This window comes from Grimontia kaedaensis, from assembly GCF_023746615.1.
Taxonomy (GTDB): domain Bacteria; phylum Pseudomonadota; class Gammaproteobacteria; order Enterobacterales; family Vibrionaceae; genus Enterovibrio; species Enterovibrio kaedaensis.
Map to the genome: position 1 here is coordinate 970,712 of NZ_CP082276.1, position 23,430 is coordinate 994,141.

The 23,430-nt window shown below is 47.7% G+C and carries 21 protein-coding genes; 9 read left to right on the forward strand and 12 right to left on the reverse strand.

What is annotated here, in order from left to right; all coding sequences use genetic code 11:
• Positions 1-91: 91 nt before the first annotated feature.
• Positions 92-901 (forward strand): M48 family metallopeptidase, encoded by an 810-nt coding sequence (locus K6Q96_RS21285; RefSeq protein ID WP_251879908.1) that lies wholly within the window; start codon positions 92-94, stop codon positions 899-901.
• Between the two features lie 73 nt (positions 902-974).
• On the opposite strand, the gene K6Q96_RS21290 is transcribed toward K6Q96_RS21285, so the two are convergent.
• From K6Q96_RS21290 to K6Q96_RS21315, 6 genes are all read right to left on the reverse strand, one after another.
• Positions 975-1,403 carry a PAS domain-containing protein gene (locus K6Q96_RS21290; RefSeq protein ID WP_251879910.1) on the reverse strand — a complete coding sequence of 143 codons (429 nt, stop codon included), beginning with the start codon at positions 1,401-1,403 and terminating at the stop codon, positions 975-977.
• A 2-nt stretch (positions 1,404-1,405) separates the two neighbouring features.
• Entirely contained in the window at positions 1,406-2,413 is a 1,008-nt protein-coding gene (locus K6Q96_RS21295) for a response regulator (protein WP_251879912.1), read from the reverse strand.
• Between the two features lie 203 nt (positions 2,414-2,616).
• Entirely contained in the window at positions 2,617-3,291 is a 675-nt protein-coding gene (locus K6Q96_RS21300) for a hypothetical protein (protein WP_251879914.1), read from the reverse strand.
• Between the two features lie 121 nt (positions 3,292-3,412).
• Entirely contained in the window at positions 3,413-5,242 is a 1,830-nt protein-coding gene (locus K6Q96_RS21305) for a hybrid-cluster NAD(P)-dependent oxidoreductase (protein ID WP_251879916.1), read from the reverse strand.
• Between the two features lie 378 nt (positions 5,243-5,620).
• On the reverse strand, positions 5,621-7,204 hold the full coding sequence (locus K6Q96_RS21310) for a hypothetical protein (RefSeq protein ID WP_353621797.1): 1,584 nt from the start codon (positions 7,202-7,204) through the stop codon (positions 5,621-5,623).
• A 224-nt stretch (positions 7,205-7,428) separates the two neighbouring features.
• Positions 7,429-8,322: a LysR family transcriptional regulator gene (locus K6Q96_RS21315; protein ID WP_251879920.1), complete on the reverse strand. Its 894-nt coding sequence runs from the start codon at positions 8,320-8,322 to the stop codon at positions 7,429-7,431.
• 218 nt (positions 8,323-8,540) lie between these two features.
• On the opposite strand from K6Q96_RS21315, the gene dgcN reads away from it, so the two are divergent.
• The 4 genes from dgcN (at position 8,541) to K6Q96_RS21335 (ending at position 12,466) form a co-directional block, all read left to right on the forward strand.
• On the forward strand, positions 8,541-9,554 hold the full coding sequence (dgcN, locus tag K6Q96_RS21320; protein WP_251879922.1) for an N-acetyltransferase DgcN: 1,014 nt from the start codon (positions 8,541-8,543) through the stop codon (positions 9,552-9,554).
• A gap of 1 nt (position 9,555) precedes the next feature.
• Positions 9,556-10,491, forward strand: a complete 936-nt coding sequence (gene dgcA / locus K6Q96_RS21325; protein WP_251879924.1) for an N-acetyl-D-Glu racemase DgcA — start codon at positions 9,556-9,558, stop codon at positions 10,489-10,491.
• A gap of 186 nt (positions 10,492-10,677) precedes the next feature.
• Positions 10,678-11,811, forward strand: coding sequence for a fatty acid desaturase (locus K6Q96_RS21330; protein ID WP_251879926.1), 1,134 nt, complete (start codon positions 10,678-10,680; stop codon positions 11,809-11,811).
• A gap of 190 nt (positions 11,812-12,001) precedes the next feature.
• Positions 12,002-12,466, forward strand: coding sequence for a GNAT family N-acetyltransferase (locus tag K6Q96_RS21335; RefSeq protein ID WP_251879928.1), 465 nt, complete (start codon positions 12,002-12,004; stop codon positions 12,464-12,466).
• A gap of 63 nt (positions 12,467-12,529) precedes the next feature.
• On the opposite strand, the gene K6Q96_RS21340 is transcribed toward K6Q96_RS21335, so the two are convergent.
• From K6Q96_RS21340 to K6Q96_RS21355, 4 genes are all read right to left on the reverse strand, one after another.
• Positions 12,530-13,543 (reverse strand): serine protease, encoded by a 1,014-nt coding sequence (locus K6Q96_RS21340; RefSeq protein ID WP_251879930.1) that lies wholly within the window; start codon positions 13,541-13,543, stop codon positions 12,530-12,532.
• 150 nt (positions 13,544-13,693) lie between these two features.
• A complete protein-coding gene (locus K6Q96_RS21345) occupies positions 13,694-14,035 on the reverse strand; it encodes a GFA family protein (RefSeq protein WP_434802174.1) in 342 nt (113 codons plus the stop codon).
• Positions 14,036-14,221: 186 nt separating this feature from the next.
• Positions 14,222-15,214, reverse strand: a complete 993-nt coding sequence (locus K6Q96_RS21350; protein WP_251879933.1) for a cytochrome d ubiquinol oxidase subunit II — start codon at positions 15,212-15,214, stop codon at positions 14,222-14,224.
• Entirely contained in the window at positions 15,211-16,551 is a 1,341-nt protein-coding gene (locus K6Q96_RS21355) for a cytochrome ubiquinol oxidase subunit I (RefSeq protein WP_251879935.1), read from the reverse strand. The genes K6Q96_RS21350 and K6Q96_RS21355 overlap by 4 nt, the downstream gene beginning before the upstream one ends.
• Before the next feature lie 278 nt (positions 16,552-16,829).
• On the opposite strand from K6Q96_RS21355, the gene K6Q96_RS21360 reads away from it, so the two are divergent.
• A complete protein-coding gene (locus K6Q96_RS21360) occupies positions 16,830-17,111 on the forward strand; it encodes a hypothetical protein (protein WP_251879937.1) in 282 nt (93 codons plus the stop codon).
• Between the two features lie 11 nt (positions 17,112-17,122).
• On the opposite strand, the gene K6Q96_RS21365 is transcribed toward K6Q96_RS21360, so the two are convergent.
• Both K6Q96_RS21365 and K6Q96_RS21370 read right to left on the reverse strand, forming a co-directional pair.
• Entirely contained in the window at positions 17,123-17,524 is a 402-nt protein-coding gene (locus K6Q96_RS21365) for a DUF1801 domain-containing protein (RefSeq protein WP_251879939.1), read from the reverse strand.
• A gap of 54 nt (positions 17,525-17,578) precedes the next feature.
• Entirely contained in the window at positions 17,579-18,565 is a 987-nt protein-coding gene (locus K6Q96_RS21370; protein WP_251879941.1) for a CobW family GTP-binding protein, read from the reverse strand.
• A 254-nt stretch (positions 18,566-18,819) separates the two neighbouring features.
• Between K6Q96_RS21370 and K6Q96_RS21375 the strand changes: the two genes are divergently transcribed.
• The 3 genes from K6Q96_RS21375 to K6Q96_RS21385 all read left to right on the forward strand — a co-directional run bounded on the left by K6Q96_RS21375 (position 18,820) and on the right by K6Q96_RS21385 (position 23,430).
• Positions 18,820-20,205, forward strand: a complete 1,386-nt coding sequence (locus tag K6Q96_RS21375) for a TldD/PmbA family protein (RefSeq protein ID WP_251879943.1) — start codon at positions 18,820-18,822, stop codon at positions 20,203-20,205.
• Positions 20,205-21,548 carry a TldD/PmbA family protein gene (locus tag K6Q96_RS21380; protein ID WP_251879945.1) on the forward strand — a complete coding sequence of 448 codons (1,344 nt, stop codon included), beginning with the start codon at positions 20,205-20,207 and terminating at the stop codon, positions 21,546-21,548. The genes K6Q96_RS21375 and K6Q96_RS21380 overlap by 1 nt, the downstream gene beginning before the upstream one ends.
• A gap of 196 nt (positions 21,549-21,744) precedes the next feature.
• Complete coding sequence (locus tag K6Q96_RS21385) at positions 21,745-23,430, forward strand: LruC domain-containing protein (RefSeq protein WP_251879947.1); 1,686 nt, start codon at positions 21,745-21,747, stop codon at positions 23,428-23,430.

A 23,430-nucleotide genomic window follows, 5' to 3' on the forward strand; every position in this document is an offset into this window, starting at 1 on the left:
TAAAGTCTTCTGACAGTCATACTTGTTTAATTCAGACCTATGGATCCTTTACTATATAGCCAGGATTATTAAGGGCTTAAGGAATAGCTTCATGAAGATCAACAAAATCAAATACACAGTCGCTGCAGCGCTGTTGAGTGCGTTGATTGCTGGTTGTACGACATCACCGACCGGTCGCAGCCAGTTTATTCTCGTTTCAGGTTCAGAGATGGCAACTCTTGGAGCGCAGTCTTTCTCTGAACTCAAGAAGAATGAAAAAGTCAGCACAGACAAGAAGACTAACCAATATGTTCAGTGCGTGACAGATGCCATTTTAGAAGTAACGCCTCCGCAGCCGGACTTTGATGAATGGGAAGTGGTGGTTTTTGATAGTGATCAGATCAATGCCTTCGCGCTCCCTGGTGGGAAAATTGGTGTATATACTGGTTTACTGAAAGTCGCGAGAACACAAGATCAACTCGCATCAGTTATCGGCCACGAAATCGGTCATGTTATGGCGAATCATGGTAGCGAGCGCGTTTCCAGCTCACTCGCTGCAAATAGCGCCTTACAAATCACCAGTATCGCTTTGGGCGCGTCGGGGACAGCGGATGCTGACCTTATTATGGCGGGATTGGGCCTTGGTGTGAACGTCGGCGTATTACTTCCATTTAGCCGTACCCACGAATCAGAATCGGATTTGATTGGTGTGCGATTGATGAACGAAGCGGGATTCAATCCCAACCAAAGCGTCGCTTTATGGCGTAATATGGCGAAAGCTTCTGATGGCGCTCCACCAGAGATTCTCTCCACTCACCCTTCACACGACACCCGAATTTCTGACTTGCAGACGGCCATCAATGAATTGCCTCCTCCGACCCGTAAAGCGCCGAACTGCGGCAGCCCGAATCTATTCGGCTAACGCTGTTTGATTGACTGGACATCAGAAACAAAAATGCCAGCGAGGACGCTGGCATTTTTCTATCTGGTGAGAGCTATTGAGAAGCCAAAGCTTCACCCGTTACGTCTGCCACCGAGATAAACATGTGCTGCGCTTCACCGCGCATGTTTACCATGGGGTTTAGTGTTACATTCTGGTACATGAAGCTCGCTTGGCCCGTTATCGGGCGAACGTTGCGGCAATGGAAAAGGTATGGGCGCTGCTTCCACACCACAAAGCTTCGGCACTTTAATTCAAACACTGGGCGGCATTTAGCGCGGAACCAACTTTCCGGTATTTCAGGGAAGACATCAAACAGTGACTGCCCTTTCACCTTGTTTGGGTGTTTTCCCGTGTGGTGAACCATAAATCCATTCCACATATGGATGTTGAAATCTCGGTCGACGACAATCAAACCCATGTCGATATTCTGAACCATATCGACCATCCAGTTGAATTGTTCAAATTCTGGTGAGTCAATCATGGTTACTCCTCGTCATCCATCAGGTAAGCCAGTTTCGCGTCTAGAAGTGGCAAGGACTCATCAACCAATAGCAGCAACAAATCACACTTGATGTTGGTGCCATCAATGGCGTAACTCACTTCGATTGTCACAGTACGCTTCCAAGTACCGTGCATATTTTCTGCCAGCTTATCGACAGATTGGTGTTGCCCAATAATGGCTGGATAGCTTTGGGCAAAAACTAAACCAGCTTGCTCACCAATACCTGAAAGGAACGCACTGATCAGCACGTTGCTGACATCGACGAGGACTTCGAGGTCATTATCGACACTACCATCATCCGGATAATCCAGAATACTCAGCAGGTCTTTCATCGAGGAATCCGAGATTAGCATCAAGGCTTCACCCGCTAGGCCTTCCCCACTGAACCCCTGACAAATTCCGTTCATGTTGTCGTTATTGGCGAGGTGCTTGATGGTCATAGTGAGTTCACTCACCTCAAGCACGTTCACCTGTGGAAGAGGCATGTGCACAAACACGTCAAAGTAACGTGCCAGCGAATCTGCCGCACGACCCATCGCCACGTTTACCACTTCCATATACATCTCACGGCGTCCAATTTTCATGTCCGCTGGTTGTTGAGCAGGCTTTGGTGAGGTAGAGGGCTCGTTGTTTTTAAAAGGTTGTAAAAGCTCAGTCAATTTTTCCTGACTGACAGGCTTCTGTACGAATGCTTTTGCGCCCAGAGAGATGACTCTCTCTTGCGCTTTTGGTTGTATATCGCCTGATACGACAAAGACGGGAACATTGATGCTGTTGGCTCGCATCACTTCCAGTGTTTCAAAACCATCCATTTCTGGCATGGTCAAATCAAGAAACATGACATCGAAACTGGAAGACTGAAGTTGCTCGATGGCGACTTTGCCATTTTCCGCGAACGTCACTTCTGCATTAACAAATGCTGGCAGCGACCGGGCAAGTTGCTTTCGTGCTAATGCAGAGTCGTCGGTGATTAATACTCGGGTTGTCAAAATCTCCACCCCTAAATCCGGCTGCGTATTCTATTGATTTGAACTGTTGTTGTAAGCAAGGCTACGAAATATAACGCAATTTTCAAGAAAATATGACCTTACTCCCATAAGCATAGTTGTTAAACAAGCCTATTGGTCTCTGTGGAAGTAATTTAATGTGATGGGGAGATGGATTGACCGAGCTTCGACTCCCCCATTTGGTCCTAAGGATGATCAGGAAGTGGCACATTACCAAATGCTGAAAGTTCCCTTTTCACTTTGTCGAGATCTGAGCTTAGGTGGTCAAATTGCTCAATCATCGCAGTGTTCTCTAGTTTCTGCGAATTAAAACTGTCGCAATCGCTTTGGGATACCTTGTTCCATGAGTTCCCTTTCTTGTATTCGGCACAGGCTTTTTGGCTTAGCTCTAACTTGTGTGCACCTTTGAGGATTTTCTCGTTCAGCTCACCAACCGCTTTTGTTAAACGGTAACGTTCTGCATACAAAACATCAGTATCCGTCACCCGCTTTTTCAGTTGTGCTATCGCGATGGATTGGGCTTCCATCGTCTTTTCCAACTGTCCGGTTTTACCTGCGTAAGCTTTTGCCTTCTGTCCTAACATCGCTTTAAGCGCCACAATTTCAGCATCTTTCTCTTCAATTTGTTTTGTGAGGGATTCAGCATGTTCAATCGCTTCGTCACCTTGGGTACCCAATTGAGCCAGTTGTTTCTGGGCATCTGCCAACACCAGCTGCACATCGGACAACGCAGCGTTTGCTTCCTCCAACTGTGACTTCATAACGTTTTCAATGGAAGACCAATGGTTCCAGGCAACTAGCCCACCTAAAAGCAAACCACCCGCGAACAGCAATGCACCTTTTTTATTTGTGCTTGTCATTGTTTGTTCCTTACAGCTGTCACTGCCTAATCCCAAAAAAATAACTGCCACCATGATAGCGCATGGTGGCAGTTATTAATGTTAGCTGAAGGAAAATTTTCTTTATATTTCTTTCACTTGCTCAAGGTTTGACCAAAGTGACGTCACCTTTTGGAATACAACAACATGCGAGTACAAGACCATCTTCTTTCTCACCCGGAAATAGAGCCGGCATATCCGGTTGTTCTACCTCACCTTCGACTAAACGAAGCTTACAGCATCCACATACGCCTGCGCGGCAGCTGTAATCGACATAGACACCTGCCTCTTCAGCTTGAACCAAAATTGGACGCTGATTTTCACCGCGGATAAACTCACCTTCGATATTAATGTTCACTTCCATCGCTGGCGCATCATTACCTACAGTTGGCGATGTGAAGAACTCCTGGTGGCGTTGGTTCTCAGGAACACCCAAGGCTTCAAGTAGGTTCATGGCGGACTCCATAAACCCTTCAGGGCCACAAACAAAGACTTCACGTTGAGGGAGTTTAGGCACTAATGCGAGATGCTCCTGGCTCAAGCGACCCGACATTCCCTGCCAATCATCTGAAGGCTGACTCAACAAAGTCATGACGTTGAAGCCAGCATGGGCAGCTTCAAGAGATTTAAGTTCTTCTGCAAATGGGATGTCTGCTTCCGTACTGCATAGGTGTAGAAAGACCACGTCATTAACTTCGTTATTATCCGCCAGAGCACGAAGCATCGACATCATTGGCGTGACACCACTACCGCCTGAAAGTAGCAGCAGTTTCTGTCGCTTGCCTGAATCATCACTCAGGTGGAATTGCCCCTCCGGCTGCTGTGCTTTGATTTTGTCGCCGGCTTTTAGGTTGTCGTGAAGCCAGTTAGACACTAATCCACCATCAACGCGCTTGACCGAAATCGATAGCTTATCCGGACGAGTTGGGGAAGAAGAAAGCGTATAGCGACGCTGGATGCGCTCACCATGAATATCCAATTCAATGGGAAGGTGTTGACCTGCTTTATATGCAGGTAAGGTGCCTTGCTGACTGGTAAACCAAAAAGTTTTAAAATCACGCGCGACGTCTTCGATCTCACTACATTTGAGATTTAGCTTTGGCGTGGTGTTATCTTCGTAGACTTCAGGTTCACGGTATTCAAGAACTTTGATTTCATCATCTGCGGAAATCAATCCTTCATTCAAGGCAACCAGATTCATCCCAAAATTCACGTTACCGTCTTTGTCGGTGCGGAACTGGCTCAGCGTAGTGATAGGCTCACCGTTCACACGGAATCGACCACTTTCTAAATCAAGCGTGGTGAACACACAGCGGCTGCATGGGCGGTCGACCTGAAACGTCACGCCACCAATGCGTATTTTTTCCCAGCGATCTTCTTCGAATGCATCACAGCCGGCCGCCACAATGTTAGTACGGAACTGGTCCATGATGTGTTTATCTGGGGAGCGTTCGTTCAACGCTTCCAAGGAGGCTTCTGAAATGACCAAAAGCGGATACCCATCAGCAAAGCTGACTTTGGTTTGAGCGCTTTGGGAAAAACGTGGGGAAGATTCTTCACCCGTAAACAACAACTGCTTGTTACCACCTAGCAAGTGGCTGAACCATGCATTGGCGGTAGATGTTGTAGAGTATCCTGCGAACTCGTCTTTCCAGACGCCCGTCTGCACTTCAACCATAGAGAATTGAGAGTACTTCAACACCAAAGGAGACATGGTGGGATGGGTCAACGTAATACCATTGGACTGAATAGCCACAGACACTTCAGTCAGCTTTGGTTCGGTGCGTCCGGTGACCATTTTCCCCGTGCTATCCGTCACCATAAAGCGGCGATCGAAGCTCAGGCCAATTTTTTCTACCCAAGCGTTGGAGAGCGAGATGCCTCCTGCCGATTTAACGGGAAATACATTTATCTGGCTGACTTTTGTGCTCACGCTGACTCCTTTCTTTTTATATGCATACCCAAACGACCTGAAGATGCTGGCGTTCAGAGGTCATCAATGCGTTCAATTCGAGGCAAATTTCGCGAGGAATAGTCATTCTATTTCCGTGGAATTTAACGAAGAAGTGGGCGCATTGAGGCCCTCCCTTTGGGCGAGTTGACTGACGCTGTGCTCTTTGTTGTTCCTTTTTGGTGGAGGTGACTACACCTACAAAGGAACGCCGCGATCACAACGCCAGTCAAACTCGCTGAATCCAGCATCTTCAGGTTGTTTGGGTATATACACCGACTCCGTATTTTACAGAATCGGCGTTTTATTGCTCCAACAAACTGTTCAGTAAGAGAAATGCTTCACTGATATCTTACTGAACTAACAGGCAACGCTTTTCCCTTCAGAAGCGATGATTTGAGCTAGTCGATCAGGTTCACTCACTAACGTCGGATACTTAAGATACAAATGATGCAAACAGGTCAGACATAGAGATATACAGTCATTAGTTTTCTCACGGATCTCCTCTGCATCCCACCACGCTTCGCCGGACAGGATGAGGTTCCAATCACGGGTCAGCATTTGAGCGACTTCAACGGCCTCTTGTGCATCGCCTTTGATCAACACGCTGACTGCCTGAGCAACGTTCTCGGCTTGAGAGCCTGCACCGAAAATATTCCGCAGTGCGAGGATCGCATCTAACAAGCCATCTAAACGATCGGGCTGTCTCGCCGCGCTAAATAGCCTTCCGAAAGCAAGTCGAATACCCGTTGAATCAGTATCTTCAAGCAAAAGGCTCCAGTTTTCCAAATCATCCAACACACTGTTAGTGACTGAAACCGGCTCTTCAGCCTCTTTGACCGTATCGACAATCTGTTTTGCCCCTTCCAAGGAGAAAGGGTCGATATGCCATGCCCATTCTGGCGCAACGAAAGGCGGAGTTTGCTCAAGGAAACACATCGCCATACATAAGGTAATGTTCAGCTCGGTAGCGACTTTGTCATTCTCCGCATCCATCACATCATCCGGCCATTCGTCATCTTCCAGCAAATCACCCACATTGATGGCGTAAGCAAAACCGGATTCCAACATAAAGCCGCTGTCTTTGCGTTTAGCCATCTGGCTCGGCAGTTGAAGTACATATTCAGCAATAGCCGGTGTGTAGCGGCGAATGGTTCCCCACTTGGTATCCAACGCATCGAAGTCAATTAACGCAGCATTGCGGAAGCCAACAAACAGCGGGATCTGGGCGACTTCGCCATCGGCCACACTTCGTGCGATTTCCAGCATCTCGAGGACCGTCTCGACGAAGATATCTGAGGAAATTGGCCCACGCACACGCATTAAGTCGTAGCTGTTAATCAATAACGCAGCGGGAAGCGAGGAAAGCGTGATCACGCCGCGCTTGCCTTTAGAATCCGCATAGTGACCGAAGGTTTCGCTCGGCTCGTTTCCAATGGTTTCAAAGACACGCTCAAACGAATGATCTTCAATGAAATGTCGATACAAGGTCTTGTGACCGGGCAGATTCATGATCGCCGCGCTCAAATGACCCGAAGCACGGTAAAACAGATGAGGACGAGCCCCTGCTTTTACCAGGAACAGCGGATAAAGCTCAGCCGCAACATTCGCCAAGCTGCGCGCGAGCGGATCTGTCGCATTAACTACCGGCGTTGCACCACCATTTTGGCGACGCCAGACAGAAAACATATGCTGACCATTCTGCAGCACGTGAGGCAAACGATGGAAAAAGGATTGTTCGATGTCACCCTGTGAAACCGCCACGGCACGCATTTGTCGGCACAGTTGAATGTAGGAAGACAGTGTGTCTTTTTGCTTGGCGTTCAGACGCGCCTGGTGTTGCAACACCAGCCTCGCATCCGCTTCAGAAACGTTCAGGATATAACTGACAACGCGATGCCCCATGGCTTTGACGAAATTCGGGATAGGTTCTTTCAACGGCATGTCACCCCCAGCGTCAATCTCTTCCGCTACACCCCATTTAGCGAGAGAGTCGTCTATCCAAACAGCGCTCACGAGAGGCTATTTGATCGTATCACCACGTGCTTTGAGAAAAGGCAGGCTGTTTGGACTTCTTATGCTTTAGTTATCGGCAGCGCGTTAAAAAAATATAGCAGCTACCCGACAAGATCTTTCGAGCCACTAGCCTGTTTCTTGAATTTCCGTTGTCAGTTGAGAGAGTTACCAGTGGCAATTTTTTTCAGCGCCGACCACACTTTTTCTCCCGATGGATGCAATCGTGACTGATACCGGTAAGCATAGTAGGCGACTTGCCGGACATGCTTCTTATCTCCCAACACGAACAAGCGGCCCTCTCTGATTTCATCTCGAATCGAAAAGTCCGGTAACCATGCCACTCCCTGACCTTTGAGGGCCTGAAGCTTTAACATGTCGACCATCGACGAAAGAAAGACAGTTTTTAGACTGTTCTCAGTGCGAAGGGAGTCAGTTTGTCGCCCCATGTAAGACGTCGGATTATAGGCCAGCCATGGTGTTGCTTCTTCAGATACGAGCGAAAATTTTGGCAACCCTTTTTCGTTAGGCGCTGTGACGGGTAGCAAATCAGCATGACCGACCTGAATGTAATCAAATGGCGGTAATTTCAGGTGTTCGTTCTCAAACGCCAATAACAAGTCACACTCGCCTTGTTGAAGTGCGTCCACGGCTTCATCCACGTTCATGGCATCAACACTTAGCATAGGCTGTATTTCGGGCGTAAAGGCTTGCTGAATCGCGAGCGTCATATCCAAAGCCAGCGAATGGGCAGAAGCAATGCGCACTACGCTGCCATCTGAGTAATTGAGAGCGGATATCTGGCTGATCCCCTCTTCCATCTGATGAACCAGAGTTCTCGCGGTAACCCGGAATATTCGACCACTGGCTGTTAATGCAACGGGGGTTTGAGTGCGGTCAATCAGTTCAGCGCCGACAGACTGTTCAAGCATACGAATGCGACGCGAGAAAGCGGGCTGGGTAATATTTCTAAGCCCTGCTGCCGTCGAAAAATTCCGTGTTTCTGCCAATGCCAGAAAATCTTCCAGCCACTTACTTTCGATATTCACGCCAACTTCTCTTACTTTGCTTCTGTCCCTATCGGCATTTTAATTTCATAGGCAAAGCTTAAGTCGATACATATCACATTATTCTAAGTTTTTGATAACCAATCGGCATGGGCGAATCACAAACGGCATTTTTCCGTCAGGCCCAACCCACCTATAGTGAAAACATCACCTTAGGACTTCATGCTGCACGCAAGGGCGTGCCGGAGAAAAGGAATAAAATGAACATCCCAGCCCCTTACCTTCTTATGCTCGGCGAAAGCCATGACCCTCTTGCGATTAAAACTGCCCGCGGAATCCACTACTGGCGACCAGAGAAATGTCTGGGTCAATTACGTTTGAACGATGGTGTACCTTCACTTGGCCTTCTGGATATGGATGCAAAAACTGCATACGCGCAAGGCGCCAAAACCTTTGTACTGGGTACAGCAAACGCGGGCGGCGTATTGGCCGAACACTGGATCCCGATGATTGTTGAAGCGATTGAACTAGGTATGCATGTCGCCTCTGGATTGCACCAACGTTTGGCGGATGTGCCAGCTATTGCTGACGCGGCAGAAAAAGCGGGCGTTCAGCTGTTCGACTTGCGCCACTACGCTGAAAAACTGGATGTCGGGAATGGTAAGAAACGCTCTGGTCGACGTCTGCTTACTATCGGCACCGACTGTTCCGTCGGCAAAATGTTCACCACCTTGGCGCTCGAAAAAGCGATGAAAGCGCGCGACATGAAAGCCACTTTCTGCGCAACAGGGCAAACAGGCATTTTGGTGGAAGGTAAAGGTATTGCAGTAGATGCAGTGATCTCAGACTTTATCGCAGGTGCAACGGAAGCGTTATCGCCAGCATGCGACGCCGATGAATGGCAATTGATTGAAGGTCAGGGCTCTCTGCTCAACCCTGCATTTTCCGGTGTCACTATGGGTCTACTGCATGGTTCCCAGCCTGATGCATTGGTCCTCTGTCACGAAGCCAATCGTCCGCACACCCGCCATATGCCTCATATGCCAATGCCAGCAGTCGAAGACATTATGGAGCTTGGCTTGAGATTAGCAAAACTCACCAATCCTAATCCTCGCTTTGTTGGCATGGCAATTAACACCTCTGCACTTAGCGAAGAGGACGCCAAGGTCTATCTTAAAGAGATGGAAGAAAAGCATGGATTGCCAGCCACGGATCCGGTTCGATTCGGTGTAGAAAACATCGTCGATCATCTGGTCACCAGTTACGAGGGTTAAGATGCAGATAAACGCACAGATAGCCACATACAAACTAAAGCGCCCCTTTACGATTTCTCGTGGCAGCCGAACTCTAGCGGAAGTGATTCAAGTGACCATCGAGAAAGATGGCAAAAAAGGGACGGGTGAATGTTCGCCAACTGGACGTTATGGGGAATCCTTTGACAGCGTCTTAGCACAGATTGATTCTGTGAAAGGAAAAGCCTTTGACCGTTCACAATTAAAAGCGCTTTTGCCTGCAGGTGCAGCCCGCAATGCCTTAGATTGTGCGCTCTGGGATCTGGAATCAGACAACTTCCCTGATGGATTTTCGTTGCCAGAGCGTATTCAGACAGCAATGACCGTTTCCATTGCTTCACCGCAAGAAATGGGCGAAGAGGCTAGACGTTATGTGGAGCAAGGCGCAACGCTTATCAAGGTAAAATTAAACGGTGATGATGTGTTTGAGCGACTTTCAGCGGTTAGAGCTGCTGCTCCGGATACCACATTGATTGTCGATGCCAATGAAGCTTGGGGGGATCTGGATATCGAAGCGACGATTCAACAAATCGCACCGCTAAATATCGCCATGGTTGAACAGCCCTTACCTGCCGCTGAAGACGAAGTTTTGCGCCATGTTTCCAGCCCAATTCCACTTTGTGCCGATGAGAGCTGTCATACCGCAGATGATGTCGACAGCTTGATCGGCAAATACCAAATGGTGAATATCAAATTAGACAAAACTGGCGGTTTGACGGCAGCGTTCGAATTGGAACAAGCAGCGCGTGCCAAAGGAATGCAAGTGATGGTCGGTTGTATGCTTGGAAGTTCTGTCGCCATGCGCGCAGCACTTCCAGTCGCAGCTACCGCGGTATTGGTCGATCTCGATGGTGCGTTCCTGATCAGTGATGATGTTCAGGGCGGCTTAAACTACCAAAACGGTAATATTGTCCTGTAGTCATATTCTTAGCTCACAAAGAGGATGAAACGCTTTCATTGCGTTTCATCCTTTTTTGTTGCTTTGGATCGGGTCACAAAAATAGACACCTAAATTGCGACAAATTGTTAACAGCCATCTTGACCACCTACATACCGACCACTATTCTAGCGTACATGTGTACGCTGGAATTTTGCGGTATTTAACATGGAATCAAATAACACAAATAAACCACCGATCATTTGGCTGAATGTCTCGGTATTTGTCGTCACTTTTGCGATAGCGATAATTGGTACGCCACTTTGGGCTTACTATCATGGCTTCGATTGGGCCCAAATCGCGATGCTCCTCGTCGCCTTTACCTTTAGCGGTATGTCAATCACAGCGGGTTACCACAGACTCTGGTCTCATAAAACCTATGAAGCCCACCCTATTCTTAAATTCATTTTTGCTCTTGGCGGCGCTTATGCTGTTCAAAACAGCATCCTTCACTGGTCTTCTGACCATCGCGTGCACCACCGTCATGTCGATGACAATGACACCGACCCATACTCCGCCAAGCGCGGCTTTTGGTATTCACACATCGGATGGATGCTCCGTGAATATCAAAAACACCGCTACTCCGATTACAGCAACTGCCGTGACCTGCAAAAAGACAAGATCGTCATGTGGCAGCACAAGTATTACCTGCCATTGGTCATTGCCACCAACTTCGGTATTCCTATTGCCTTTGGTCTGATTCACGGTGATTTGTGGGGCGCTATCATCCTAATTGGTTTCACCCGTTTGGTGTTGAACCATCACTGTACTTTCTTTATTAATTCTCTGGCACACATCTGGGGTAAACAACCTTACACAGAGAAAAACACAGCGCGTGACAACGGTATTCTGGCATTCCTGACTTTCGGTGAGGGCTACCATAATTTCCACCACATCTTTGAAAATGACTACCGCAATGGCATCTACTGGTGGCAGTTTGATCCAACAAAGTGGCTGATTAAATCAAGCAGCTGGCTTGGATTGACGAAAAAGCTTCGTATCACCCCGCCAGATCGCATTGAAAAAGCGAAGGCAAGAATGATGCTGAAAACCATTCAAGCACGTTTGAGCCTGACGCCAAATGCAACTCACCGCTTGCAGATTGTTGAGCAAGAATATGAGGCACTGGTATCTCGCATGAGTGAATACTATGAAGCCAAGAAGCGACTGCTTGACCTGAAAAAGCAGAACCTGCTGAAGAAGTACGAGCGAGCCATTCTGGTGCAGCAATTGCAGATCCTGAAAGCAGACTTTCAGAAGCAGAAGCGCAATTGGATGACGCTTACCGCATCTTACGCCTAACCGGCCAATGAGACTATCTACGCAAAAGGGCAGAGAAATCTGCCCTTTTCGTTTTTTAAACGACAGCCTCTTCGCACCCATTTTGCGAGCATATGGGATTCACCTTGTTGAAAGCACAAAAGGCAAACATCCGCAGCGCTGTTATGACAAACTTTCAGATGGAACGCGCTGAAGAGAAAGGAAACTGAACTTGGAAATACGACAAGCAACGCCATTTGATATCGAAGAGATATTCGACATCTATCAACAAATTGCCCAATCACACTTTGATAACGCACCGAATGCATTTAATCCTCCCTCACAAGAAGACAAACGTTTTTTGCTTTCCAAAATCCATGATGATGCCTGGTGGTTTGCCGTGGCCGAATCTGAAGGCAAGATCATCGGATATACCATGGCAAGGCTGGACAAAAATGAGACCGTTCCATTTCTCGCCAACACACTTATTTGCCGCCTGAACACCATTGTGGTTGACCAAAATATTCAAACCAAAGGTGTTGGACGTGCACTTATCGATGCTTGTAAAAAGTGGGCGGAACAGAATGGTGCTGTTGAAGTGCGCTTGGAAGTGATGTCATTCAATGAAAAAGCCGTTGGTTTCTATGAGCATATCGGATTTGAGAAACTTTCCCACACCATGTGCCTATCTCTCTAACGCTCACGAAAAAGCCGGAGAATTTCTTCAACTCTCCGGCTTTATTTTTCTTTAACTGATTGCTTAGTTGCGCGGCGCTCTTATCAGAACGGCTGGCAGCATCAGCGTCAATAACCAAAGAGGCATTGAACCACCACCACCGCTGGTGCTTTGGGTTAGCGGTATTGTTGTGTCAGGTGCGTAGTCAGAGCCTAAGTTAAAAATATCTGTTGTGAAAGTCACGTTAGGCTTCTGATAACCCAACATTTTTTTATCAATCCAATCGTAGAAAGTTGATATTTGCGCGAATCCATCGGCGTAATCAACTAAACCGCATCCATATTTCGAGGTGTAACTAACCACACCAACCGCTACATAGCCTCGGTCCGTATCCGATACTGCTGATGGGTCTTGCCAAATTAGTGGACCACCAGAATCTCCCTGACAAACACCTGTTGAACGTTCACTGTTTGCGCAAATGAACGAATCATGTCTGCCATAAGTGTCGTTGCCATAACAGCTGAAGTCTTCCTTACCAGTCATCAGTGTGTACTGTAAGAATCGGCTACCCTTTTCTTCAGTCGCCACTCTTCCCCAACCCGATACAAATAGATTCTCTCTTTCCGCCACTGCAAATTGGGCTTCTAAATCAATCTGGGTAGTTTGGGTTGCGATAGCAATAGGAGAAGCCGTGGTCGCGATGTCTGAGGCAAGATGAATCAACGCAATATCTGATGTTAACCACTTATCATCGTAGTCTGGGTGGATATCGATTTTAGAAACCGCAGAGATATTTTCATCAGGAATGTACGCAACATCTTCATAGCCAGTGACGACACTTAATGTTGACGTGCTGACATCAATCACGCAGTGTGCAGCGGTTAAAACATGACGCTGGCTGATAATGATACCACCGCAGAATTTACCTGAATCGTCGATGAGTGCTGCCTGCCATGGCACATCGCCAATCTGCACATAAGCCCCATCAACGATAGCGGGTGCAGGCACATTTTCTGCCGCAATCGCGGTTTCCAAGAAAGAAGTGCTAGCTAAAATGCCGCCCAACACTTTTACAGACCAACTATTAATCACAAGCACCTCAAATCTCCACACTATTTAATGAGTTCGAAGATATCCTGCAGGCAAGTCTGGGTCGTATCCTCTTGGAAAAGACGCGGCGAAATTCTCAATATTCGATTTTTAGTGAGAACACTTTACTTTGGTTCTATGCGCCAAGTAGCCAGACCTTTAGTGCTCTCTCCCTTCATCAAACTGCGGCAATTTATCGGTAATGTCATACCATTGCGCTTTGAATTTCTTGAAAATATGTGCATCAGGCTTGAGTGGAATATCACTTTCCAGCGTGCCAAGCGTAAACTCAACTAAGCTACCGTCACTGTTAGAAGCCTCAAACAGCAAGCTGAATCCGCAGTTTTCACAGAGGGTTCTTTTGGTGCCATTTTCCGCCACATAGACTTTCAGCTTGTCCTTACCTTGGGTGAACCTGAAATTCTCCGCTTTGGCTTCACCAAAAGTGGCGAATGCGGCACCATGAAATTTTCGACACATTGAACAATGGCAATGCCCCATATGTGGTTCGATATGACCAACTTCATATTGGATTTGGCCCCAAAGACACTAGCCTTTGTAGCTTGAAGGCTTTGACATCGTAAACTCCTTTTACTGGTGAGTTATCACCCTACCCTAGCCCCAACTGAACTAATAATAGAAATGGGCACCTCACAGGGTGCCCATTTTGCTTTTCATAGTTAACGTTTACAGATAACTCAATTCAGTTGCTTTCCCTTTAAAGATTCTATAAATCATGAAGGTATAAAGCAGGATCATTGGCATCACGATGGCCGCTCCCACACCCACTATCATAAGGGTTGCAGGTGCACTCGCTGCTTCACTCGCAGTCATGATTCCTGGCACTACATCAGGAAAGAAGCTGTAAGCCAATCCGAGAAAGCTAAGCGCAAAAATTAGGCTAACGCCGAAGAAAGGCCATCTTGCTCCCAAGTCATCTTTCACTGGCACCTGACGCAAGTAACGGTCAACGAGGAAAATAATCGACATCACCACCAACGGTACAGGCGCCAGTAATAGCATTTCAGGGAAGCTGAACCAGCGCGCGGCGACTTGTTGATTGACTAGCGGATTGACGATACTGACCGCTGCAATACCCAACGCCGCTAACCAACCTGCACGTCGTGACCATTTGGCTGCCCTGATCTGCAATTCACCTTCGGTTTTTAACACCAGCCAAGCACCGCCGATATAAACATAGGCTGCGGTCACACAGAATGCACTCAATACCGCGAAGCCATATGCTGAAACAGAATCCTCAAAGCCCATGATATAGCGACCCATCATGTAGCCTTGGGAAAGCGAAGCGATCAGTGAGCCTGCTTTAAAGCAGAGGTCCCAGTTGTCTTTTCTGTCAGCCTTTGCCTTGGCACGGAAGTCAAACGCTACCCCGCGCATGATCAGGGCAATCAGCATAAACGCCGTAGGCAAATAGAGCTCGGTCAGAATTAGACTGTGAGCGGTTGGGAAGGCAATCAGCAAAATGCCAACCGCCAATACCAGCCAGGTTTCGTTTGCATCCCAGAAAGGGCCAATGGATGCAATCATACGGTCACGGTGCGCTTCATTGTTTGAAGGCAGTAATATTCCCACACCAAGGTCATAGCCATCTAAAATCGCGTACATGAACGCGGAGAATCCAAGGAGCAGCAGATAAATTTCCGGTAAATAGTCCATCATGCGCAGGCCTCCTTAAGGTTTTTGTTTGGCTCAGTTGATTCAGCGTTCAGTCCTTTCCTTGCGAGATAGAAGAGCGTGCGAATATAGGCAACGAGTAAGACCGCATAAACAACCAGATACATCACCAGTGATAACACGACATTACTGCTAGAAACCGTTGTAACGGCATCCGAAGTACGAAGTACACCATTAACCAGCCAAGGTTGGCGTCCAATCTCAGTCACATACCAACCTGCTAAGGTGGCAACCCAACCAGAGAAAGTCATTGCCACCAATACATAGAGGTAGGGTTTCGGAAGTTCGCGCTTCTTCAATATTTTGAATGCGCCATAACCCGCAACCACAAGCATCAGAACGCCAACACCAACCATGATCCTGAAACCATAAAACAGCGGAGACACTGGCGGATGGTCCTCAAAATCATTCAATCCCACCAATTCACCATTCAGGTCATGTGTCAGAATCAGGCTCGCCAACTTCGGAATCCCAACGTCCAAATCGTTAGAACGGGTTTCTTCATTGGGCACAGCAAACAAAAGCAAGGGCGCACCATTTTGTGTTTCCCAGACGCCTTCCATCGCCGCAATCTTTTCCGGTTGATGCTCAAGCGTATTTAGCCCATGCAAATCGCCCACGAATATCTGAATTGGGATAAGCCCTGCAGCTGCTAATACAGAAACTTTCAATCCGTTTCGGGCAGGTTTGTGGTCTGGTTTTTTCAGGTATTGGTAGGCGCTGATGCCAGCAATCAAAAAGCTTGCCGTCAAACCCGATGCCAACAATGTGTGTGCGAGGCGATATGGCATAGACGGATTGAATATCACTTCCTTCCAGCTGGTGACGTGAACAATACCATCAATCAACTCATAGCCCGCTGGTGTGTGCATCCAACTGTTGAGTACCAAAATCCAGAAGGCCGACAACGTTGTACCGATGGCCACGAGGAAAGTCGCCAGCGTATGTACCCATTCGGCAACGCGGTTACGTCCAAACAACATGACGCCGAGGAAAGTTGCTTCCATGAAGAAGGCAGTCATTACCTCGTAACCGAGTAACGGCCCTGCCACATTGCCGACTTGCTCCATAAAGCCCGGCCAGTTAGTGCCAAACTGGAAGCTCATGGTAATACCCGAAACCACACCAAGCGCAAAAGTCAGTGCGAATACTTTGACCCAGAAGTAATAAAGATCCAGCCAAGCCGAATCTTGAGTTCGGTTAAAACGGAGTTTAAAAAACACCAACATCCAGCCCAAGGCGATGGTGATGGTCGGGAAGAGTATGTGGAAACTAATGTTCGCAGCGAATTGTATTCGCGAGAGCAGAAGGGTTTCTAACATCGTTGTACCTCAATCATAAACAACTCAAAAAATGGGTTTTGAAAACACGTTCAAACAGAAGAAATGAGGTGTTTGGTGTGATGCCTAAAGGCCTTGATAATTGATCTATATCAATTTTCTTTTAGGGTACGAAAGAAGGATAAAGTGAGGATCTACGTCGAATTGTATAGAAATATTAAGGGTTAACATCGGCACAACAAACAAATTACATACCCGTGATTTACGTGCTGCTGGACAGCGATTTCAGGGAGGCGTAAGGTTTTGCTCCCATTACTCAAATGGCTAAAAAACCGACTCGCATGGATGCAATGAAACAGATTATTGAGCAGGTAAAGCAGGAGCTTCCTCTCTACGAATCCGATACGTTTGTTTGCGGTCCTGAAGGTACCTTTATTGATTGTCCGAAGAAGCGGCTGGAAATGGTGGGCTCAGGACTGAGTTATTGGGAATCAGCAATGCCCCGAGGCATCACACCGCAATTCGACGAACTTCACCGGTTTGGGAAAATGTGCACCAGCGTCCGCCGTGGTTTGGTCCGTAACAACATCATTGCGGCATGAAACCTTTAAAACTACAGGCCTAGGAGCGGCAATTTTCTTCTCGATTGATAAGTAAACGCCGCTTCAATGCAAACCCTCAAAGCTTTATCCGGAAGAGGCTGATTTAATGGGAACGAGAGTTCGCGGTTTCCAGAATAACTGAATGCCTCTGGCATCAATTCTCGCAGCGTTTCGACCATCAAACTCTGACAATGAAAGTAAATGGAGACCGATTCTGGCGCTTTGGCCTTCCAATCGAACCGCAGTGGCGTTCCGCCTTTTACAGCATAACTCGGTTCACCCCATTTCAGACTTTCATCAACACTGACACCACTTTGTGTCGCTACGGCGAAAATCAATTCCCGAAGCTGCAGCAATCTTGATTGTGCTGGCTCAGGGTAACTTTCAAACTTTGCCTGTATCTCTTTCTTCATCGTGCTGAATTCCGTTTCTGATCAAAAAGCCCGGCTTTTAACCGGGCGTGATAACTACTCTGCGATGAAAGACAGTAGAATTTCTTCGAGCTCATCCCAAGGCAAGGGCTCTTTGTCGATGACTTCGACACGGGACTCAACGCCTTGCAAACTGATTGGACTGACTGTCACCATCTGGTTCACAACGTTAAATGCAAACATGCCATCATCGGTGTTCATCACGGCTTTTACTCGCTCCGCATTCAAGTTCGCAAACAGGCCATAAAGCGAATCGAACGGAAAAACCGTGTTTGGCTCGAACACCCAGCCGCAGCTGACATAGCCCTGCCCTTTGTTTTCTTTACGACGGTATTTTTCACCAGGTTCCAGTTCAAACGGAGTCATCTCATCATCATCGTGCGAGTGATGATGTCCAAATTGCGCATTACGATCAATGCGTGGCAAGGATAACCATTCAGGATTGAGTTGTCCTTGTTCAACATAACCGGAAGCTAGTTTAGCGATTTCAGCGCTCTGCACGTAATTGTCGAAAGCTTCGAGATCTTCAGGTGAACTAAGATCGGCTTTGTTTGCCACCACAACATCAGCCAGTGCCAACTGATCGCGAAAGTTCTGGTTCTCAGTGTAACGAACATCTGCGAAGTTACGCGGATCAACTAACGTAATCGTCGCGTTGAGTTCTATATAGTTTTCGTAATGCTCCGAGAGTAACTTACCGATAATGTCTTTCGGGTGACCCAAACCGGTCGGTTCAATCAGCAAACGATCTGGATTTTGAGCGAGCAACGCATTGATGCCAATAGCCATAGGTAAACCCGCCACACAGCACATGCAACCGCCAGGAACCTCTTTCACCATCGCGCCCTGCTCACTAAGGAAAGCACCATCAACGCCCACTTCACCAAACTCATTCACGAGCACAGCCCAGTTTTCATTTTCTGGCTTTTGTTTGAGCAGATTGAGAATGGCAGTTGTCTTACCTACACCGAGGAAACCGGTGATGATATTGGTCGGGACTTTTTTGGTTAGCTTGTCGGCCATGGAAATTCCTATCAGTACACTGATCATTGTCAGGCTGAGCAGTGTATCAATCCAGCAGAGATACGAAAGTACAAATTCCTTATTACTGCCATGAATACAGTGTATTCACTTACATTATGTAAATGTTTTGCATGATTTTTAATCAAACAGTCTCTACCTATATCACTAAAAGGCACACACGATTGGTGCTCTGGTTGCTAGCTGTTAATCTCAAAGTAATAGACGAGAAAACTGACTCTATTTAGGAGGAAGGAATGTTAAATACCAGCACTGCAAAAGCAGTGATTGACCATGCCCTGTTCTTGGGTGCGGATTTTGCGGAGTTGTTCGTAGAGCGACACCATTCGGGGAGCGTAGAGTTACTTTCAGGCGAAGTGGATAAAGTGAATTCAGGTATCGATTTTGGTATCGGTATCCGCCTTTTCTTTGGTCACAAAGTACTTTACGGCTATACCAACAGCCAAGATGAAGAGAAACTCAAACAAGTCACTTCACTTCTCTGTGCCAAGGATAAGCGAGACCAGATCGCACAAGCTGGCGCATTGAATTTCACACAGCGTGATGACCGCCACCCTGTGAGCATGCCTTTCTCCGCAAACAATCATGTCGAAGAGAAAATTGCATTCCTCAAACGTGTTGATGCGAAAGCCCGAGCGCAGAGCGACAAGATCTCTCAGATCATTGGTCGTATCGCACAACGTGAACAGCAGATCGAAATCTTCAACTCCACAGGACTGCACGTTCAGGACACCCGCCACTACATCCGAATCGCATCTTCGGTCGTTGCTACTCATGGCAACGAACAATCTACCGGATATGAAGCACCGGGAATGCTCTCTGGCTGGGAATTTAATTCTCAAATTGACCCAGAAGAGTTAGGTGAAATGGCAGCCAAACAGGCGCTGATTAAACTCGGCGCGGACGCCTGTCCTTCTGGTGAAATGCCGGTTGTAATTGGTAACGGTTTTGGCGGCGTGATTTTCCATGAAGCTTGTGGCCACCTGTTGGAAACAACATCTGTCGCTAAGAAAGCGTCAGTTTTCCACGACAAAATGGGCGAGATGATTGCTCACCCGGCAGTTAGCGCGGTTGATGATGGGTTGATGAAAAATGAATGGGGTTCTATCAACATTGACGATGAAGGCATGGAGACCCAACACACACAACTGATTAAAGACGGCAAACTGACGAGCTTTATGGTCGACCATATGGGTAGCCTGAAAACCGGGTTTGAACGCACGGGCTCTGGTCGTCGTGAATCCTACAAATATGCCCCTACCTCCCGTATGCGTAACACCTTCATTGAACCGGGTGACGCGTCATTTGATGACATGATCAGCGGCGTAGAGCGTGGTATCTATGCGAAGAAGATGGGTGGTGGTTCTGTTCAGCCCGGAACCGGTGAGTTTAACTTTGCGGTTCAGGAGGCCTATCTGATTGAAGACGGCAAAGTGACCAAGCCCCTAAAATCCGCAACCCTGATCAGTACCGGCCCTAAAGTACTGAAAGAAATCAGCATGGTGGGTAAAGACTTTGCACTTGCTGCCGGCATGTGTGGTTCTGTGAGCGGCTCCGTCCCCACTACGGTTGGACAACCCGCGCTTAAAGTCGACAACATTCTGGTAGGAGGCGGTAACTAATGAGCGACCAAAAAACATTAGAAATCGCCATCGAGCAGGTGCTTGAACTGGCTCAGAAAAGCGGTGCACAAGCTGATGTGATTGCATCCAGCAACGAGAGCTTTAGCCTGAAGGCTGACCAAGGCGAATTGTCCGAATATAAAGTGACAGCAAGTCAGGTCATCGGTGTTCGAGTAATTAAAGACGAACATGTCGCTATCAGCTACTCTGAATCCCTTGAGCCGGAAAACCTGGCGCAAATGGTCGATCAGGCGCTGACCAATGCCAGCTTTACCAAGAAAGATCCGCTCCAGAAAATTCATGCAGAAGGTCTAAACATCAGCACGGATTATCCGGAAATCTATCAGCAGGACGATGCAACGCCCGAGCAGAAGATAGAGTTGGCTTTGTCGCTTGAAGGAAAAATCCGTGAAAAACCATTGGCAAAAGGCGCGCCTTACAATGGTTACAGTGAAAACAGTGGTATCACCCTGCTGGGTAACACCCTCGGCACCCGCTGTTTCCATCAATCTCGTTCACTGAGCTGTTATACCGCCGCGTTGATTGACCACAACGACAAGCAAGCGATGCACGTTGCTGCGTCTGTTGCCCGCACCTTTGATGGCCTGACATCAGAAAAGGTCATCAACAATGCCTACGACATGGCTGAAGCCCTGTTGGAAGGCACGCCAATTGCGACTGGCCAATACTCGGTCATTTTCGAGCAAGACAGCCTGAATGAGGTGCTGGGTGCTTTTGGTAGTGTGTTCTCTGGTGAATCGGCAAAACGTGGTATCAATCCGTGGCGCGATAAAATTGGCCAGCAAGTCGCAAGTCCGCTGTTGAGTTTCAGGGATGTGGCTTACATGCCTGGCGGCCATGCTATCAAGTCATTCGATGGTGAAGGCTTTGCAACAAGTGACACGCCACTGATAGAAAATGGTGAGCTGGTTGGTCTGCTGCATAACTCAGCCACTGCCGCACACTTCGGCGTTGCGCACACCGCGAATGCAGGCCGTTCACCAAAAGGCACCTTGAGCGTCAGTTCTCGCCACGACGTGATTGGGGCTGGCACCAGCAGTGAAGCCGAAGTCACCGCAGGTGAATACCTTGAGCTGGTTGACCTCCAAGGCGTTCACTCTGGTGCAGATGCTATCAGCGGTGATTTCTCGTTTGGAGCAAGCGGATTCCTTTGCCAAGATGGTAAGCGAATCCAACCTGTACGAGGAATCACAGTCGCGGGTAACTTCTATAACATGATTAAAGAAGTGGAAGCGGTTGGTAGTACCGTGGTGCCGAATTATGCCGGACAGTTCTACTCTCCACTGATTCGCTTCGCGCGACTGAATATTGCCGGTAAGTGATACTCTCAATCAGTTAGATTGGAAATGCCCCGTTTATCGGGGCTTTTTTCTCATATCGACAATCATCGTTATTCTCAAATTGATGCATTATTTCTCGCCTTTCAAGTTGTAACACCTAGTCCATTGATTTAAAAAACAATTAATTCAGGCATTGTTTTTGCTGAGTCATCTAAAGATTTCACTTTGGAGGCTAGGTATGTTGTTGAGAAAAATGCTGATCACTGGAGGGTGCATCTTCACCACTTGCACTTACGCATTGACCGCAGAAGATTTGGTTTTTGAATCAGGTGCTGATTCAAGCAACTACTCTGCACTGGGTAAGCCAAATGATGTTTACTCGATAGCTGACCAACTTCCGCAAGATACACTAGACAACGTGTACTCCATGCTCCCTGAAGGCACTGTCGTTAATCCTGATTTTATCGACAGCGGTAAATATTCCAGTATCGATATCGATGACGAGCTGGACGGAGCTGCATACGCTACGGCGCGGGTCACTTTTCTTAATGAAGGTGCCGGTTACCTGAATGTGCTTGGCTATTTTGTCTTCGATACCGCAAACCCTCCAGCCTCGATAGATGATATCGACACACATATGATTATCTTTCCAAACGCCTCCAAACCCAATCAGGGTGAGCTTTTGGAAGGCGATACGATCGATCTGAACGTGCAACTTAATGCGGGTCAAACTCTGGGGTTCTTTATTCTATCCAATGCCTGGGGTTGGGGCTGGGGTTACAACAGTGTTCCTTATCTGGGCAAATGGGGAACACCGTTTTACAGCTACCCAGACCTGAACCCTGAAACAACATCTGATTGGCGCAGACATAACGTGGCCTTTATCGACACGCAAAATGACTTCCTCGTGTTGGCGTTTGAAGATATTAAGCGCCCTCAAGGCGACAATGATTTCAACGACCTCATTTTTACAGTCGAAATAACGCCATTCCAGGCAATCGATGGGGTTAACCCAGATGGTTCAACCGATTCAAAATATGAAGTTCTGACACAAAACAACAACCCTGAAATCACAGTTACCTCGGTCTATCCGAGCTCGAATGGCTACGCCACCATCGCTTTTGAAGATAACTGGCCGTTTAAAGGGGATTATGACTTCAATGATGTCGTTATGCGTTACAGAATCACTGAAACGATGAACGGGCAACGCGAATTGAAGAGCTTCTCTGCGGATTACACCCTACAAGCAATGGGAGCAGGCTATGCAAACGGTTTTGCTCTGCATTTGCCTAACGTCGATCCTTCGAATATTGCTTCAGTATCGTTGACGCGCAATGGACAAGCCGTCTCCCATACGGTGCAACAAGCTAACCCAGGCGAAACGGTTCTTATCATTTCGGAGAATGTCAGAGAGGATGTGGAGAATCTCGGTGTACTTTCTGAGGGTTGTCCGTTCTACCGGACTCAAACCGCGTGTTTAGATTCGCAAACGAGCAAACTGGACTACCAACTTAACGTCGAACTCACGACACCTGTAGCGCGTGCTGTCGTCGGCTATCCACCTTACGATCCATTTATATTTGCCACCGACGGTATTTATCACGGTGACTTTACCGATACGCCACCCGGAATCAGTTGGCAGCTGCATCTCAAACAATTTTCCGGCACCAGCGATATGAACAATGCCTTTTTCAACACAAACGACGACAACTCCGGTGGCGCAGAATCATTCCTGACCAGTAACAATATGCCGTGGGCCATCAATATCAGGGACGAATGGAGTCACCCAACAGAGAATACCGACATTAGCCACGCTTTCACCACATTTGCAGATTGGGTGACAAGCAGCGGCGAATCGGACAAAAGCTGGTATTCAGCGGCGACTTCCGGAAAAGTCATCGCACCATTGGCGGATGAGGAGTAA

Excerpts from the sequence above, each read along its gene's own strand:
- K6Q96_RS21375 (WP_251879943.1), top strand. The coding sequence starts at position 18,820 with ATGTTAAATACCAGCACTGCAAAAGCAGTGATTGACCATGCCCTGTTC.
- K6Q96_RS21380 (WP_251879945.1), top strand. The coding sequence starts at position 20,205 with ATGAGCGACCAAAAAACATTAGAAATCGCCATCGAGCAGGTGCTTGAA.
- K6Q96_RS21370 (WP_251879941.1), bottom strand. The coding sequence starts at position 18,565 with ATGGCCGACAAGCTAACCAAAAAAGTCCCGACCAATATCATCACCGGT.
- dgcN (WP_251879922.1), top strand. The coding sequence starts at position 8,541 with ATGAACATCCCAGCCCCTTACCTTCTTATGCTCGGCGAAAGCCATGAC.
- K6Q96_RS21350 (WP_251879933.1), bottom strand. The coding sequence starts at position 15,214 with ATGATGGACTATTTACCGGAAATTTATCTGCTGCTCCTTGGATTCTCC.
- K6Q96_RS21355 (WP_251879935.1), bottom strand. The coding sequence starts at position 16,551 with ATGTTAGAAACCCTTCTGCTCTCGCGAATACAATTCGCTGCGAACATT.
- K6Q96_RS21300 (WP_251879914.1), bottom strand. The coding sequence starts at position 3,291 with ATGACAAGCACAAATAAAAAAGGTGCATTGCTGTTCGCGGGTGGTTTG.
- K6Q96_RS21330 (WP_251879926.1), top strand. The coding sequence starts at position 10,678 with ATGGAATCAAATAACACAAATAAACCACCGATCATTTGGCTGAATGTC.
- K6Q96_RS21345 (WP_434802174.1), bottom strand. The coding sequence starts at position 14,035 with ATGGGGCATTGCCATTGTTCAATGTGTCGAAAATTTCATGGTGCCGCA.
- dgcA (WP_251879924.1), top strand. The coding sequence starts at position 9,556 with ATGCAGATAAACGCACAGATAGCCACATACAAACTAAAGCGCCCCTTT.
- K6Q96_RS21290 (WP_251879910.1), bottom strand. The coding sequence starts at position 1,403 with ATGATTGACTCACCAGAATTTGAACAATTCAACTGGATGGTCGATATG.
- K6Q96_RS21385 (WP_251879947.1), top strand. The coding sequence starts at position 21,745 with ATGTTGTTGAGAAAAATGCTGATCACTGGAGGGTGCATCTTCACCACT.
- K6Q96_RS21285 (WP_251879908.1), top strand. The coding sequence starts at position 92 with ATGAAGATCAACAAAATCAAATACACAGTCGCTGCAGCGCTGTTGAGT.
- K6Q96_RS21365 (WP_251879939.1), bottom strand. The coding sequence starts at position 17,524 with ATGAAGAAAGAGATACAGGCAAAGTTTGAAAGTTACCCTGAGCCAGCA.
- K6Q96_RS21360 (WP_251879937.1), top strand. The coding sequence starts at position 16,830 with ATGGCTAAAAAACCGACTCGCATGGATGCAATGAAACAGATTATTGAG.
- K6Q96_RS21310 (WP_353621797.1), bottom strand. The coding sequence starts at position 7,204 with ATGCCGTTGAAAGAACCTATCCCGAATTTCGTCAAAGCCATGGGGCAT.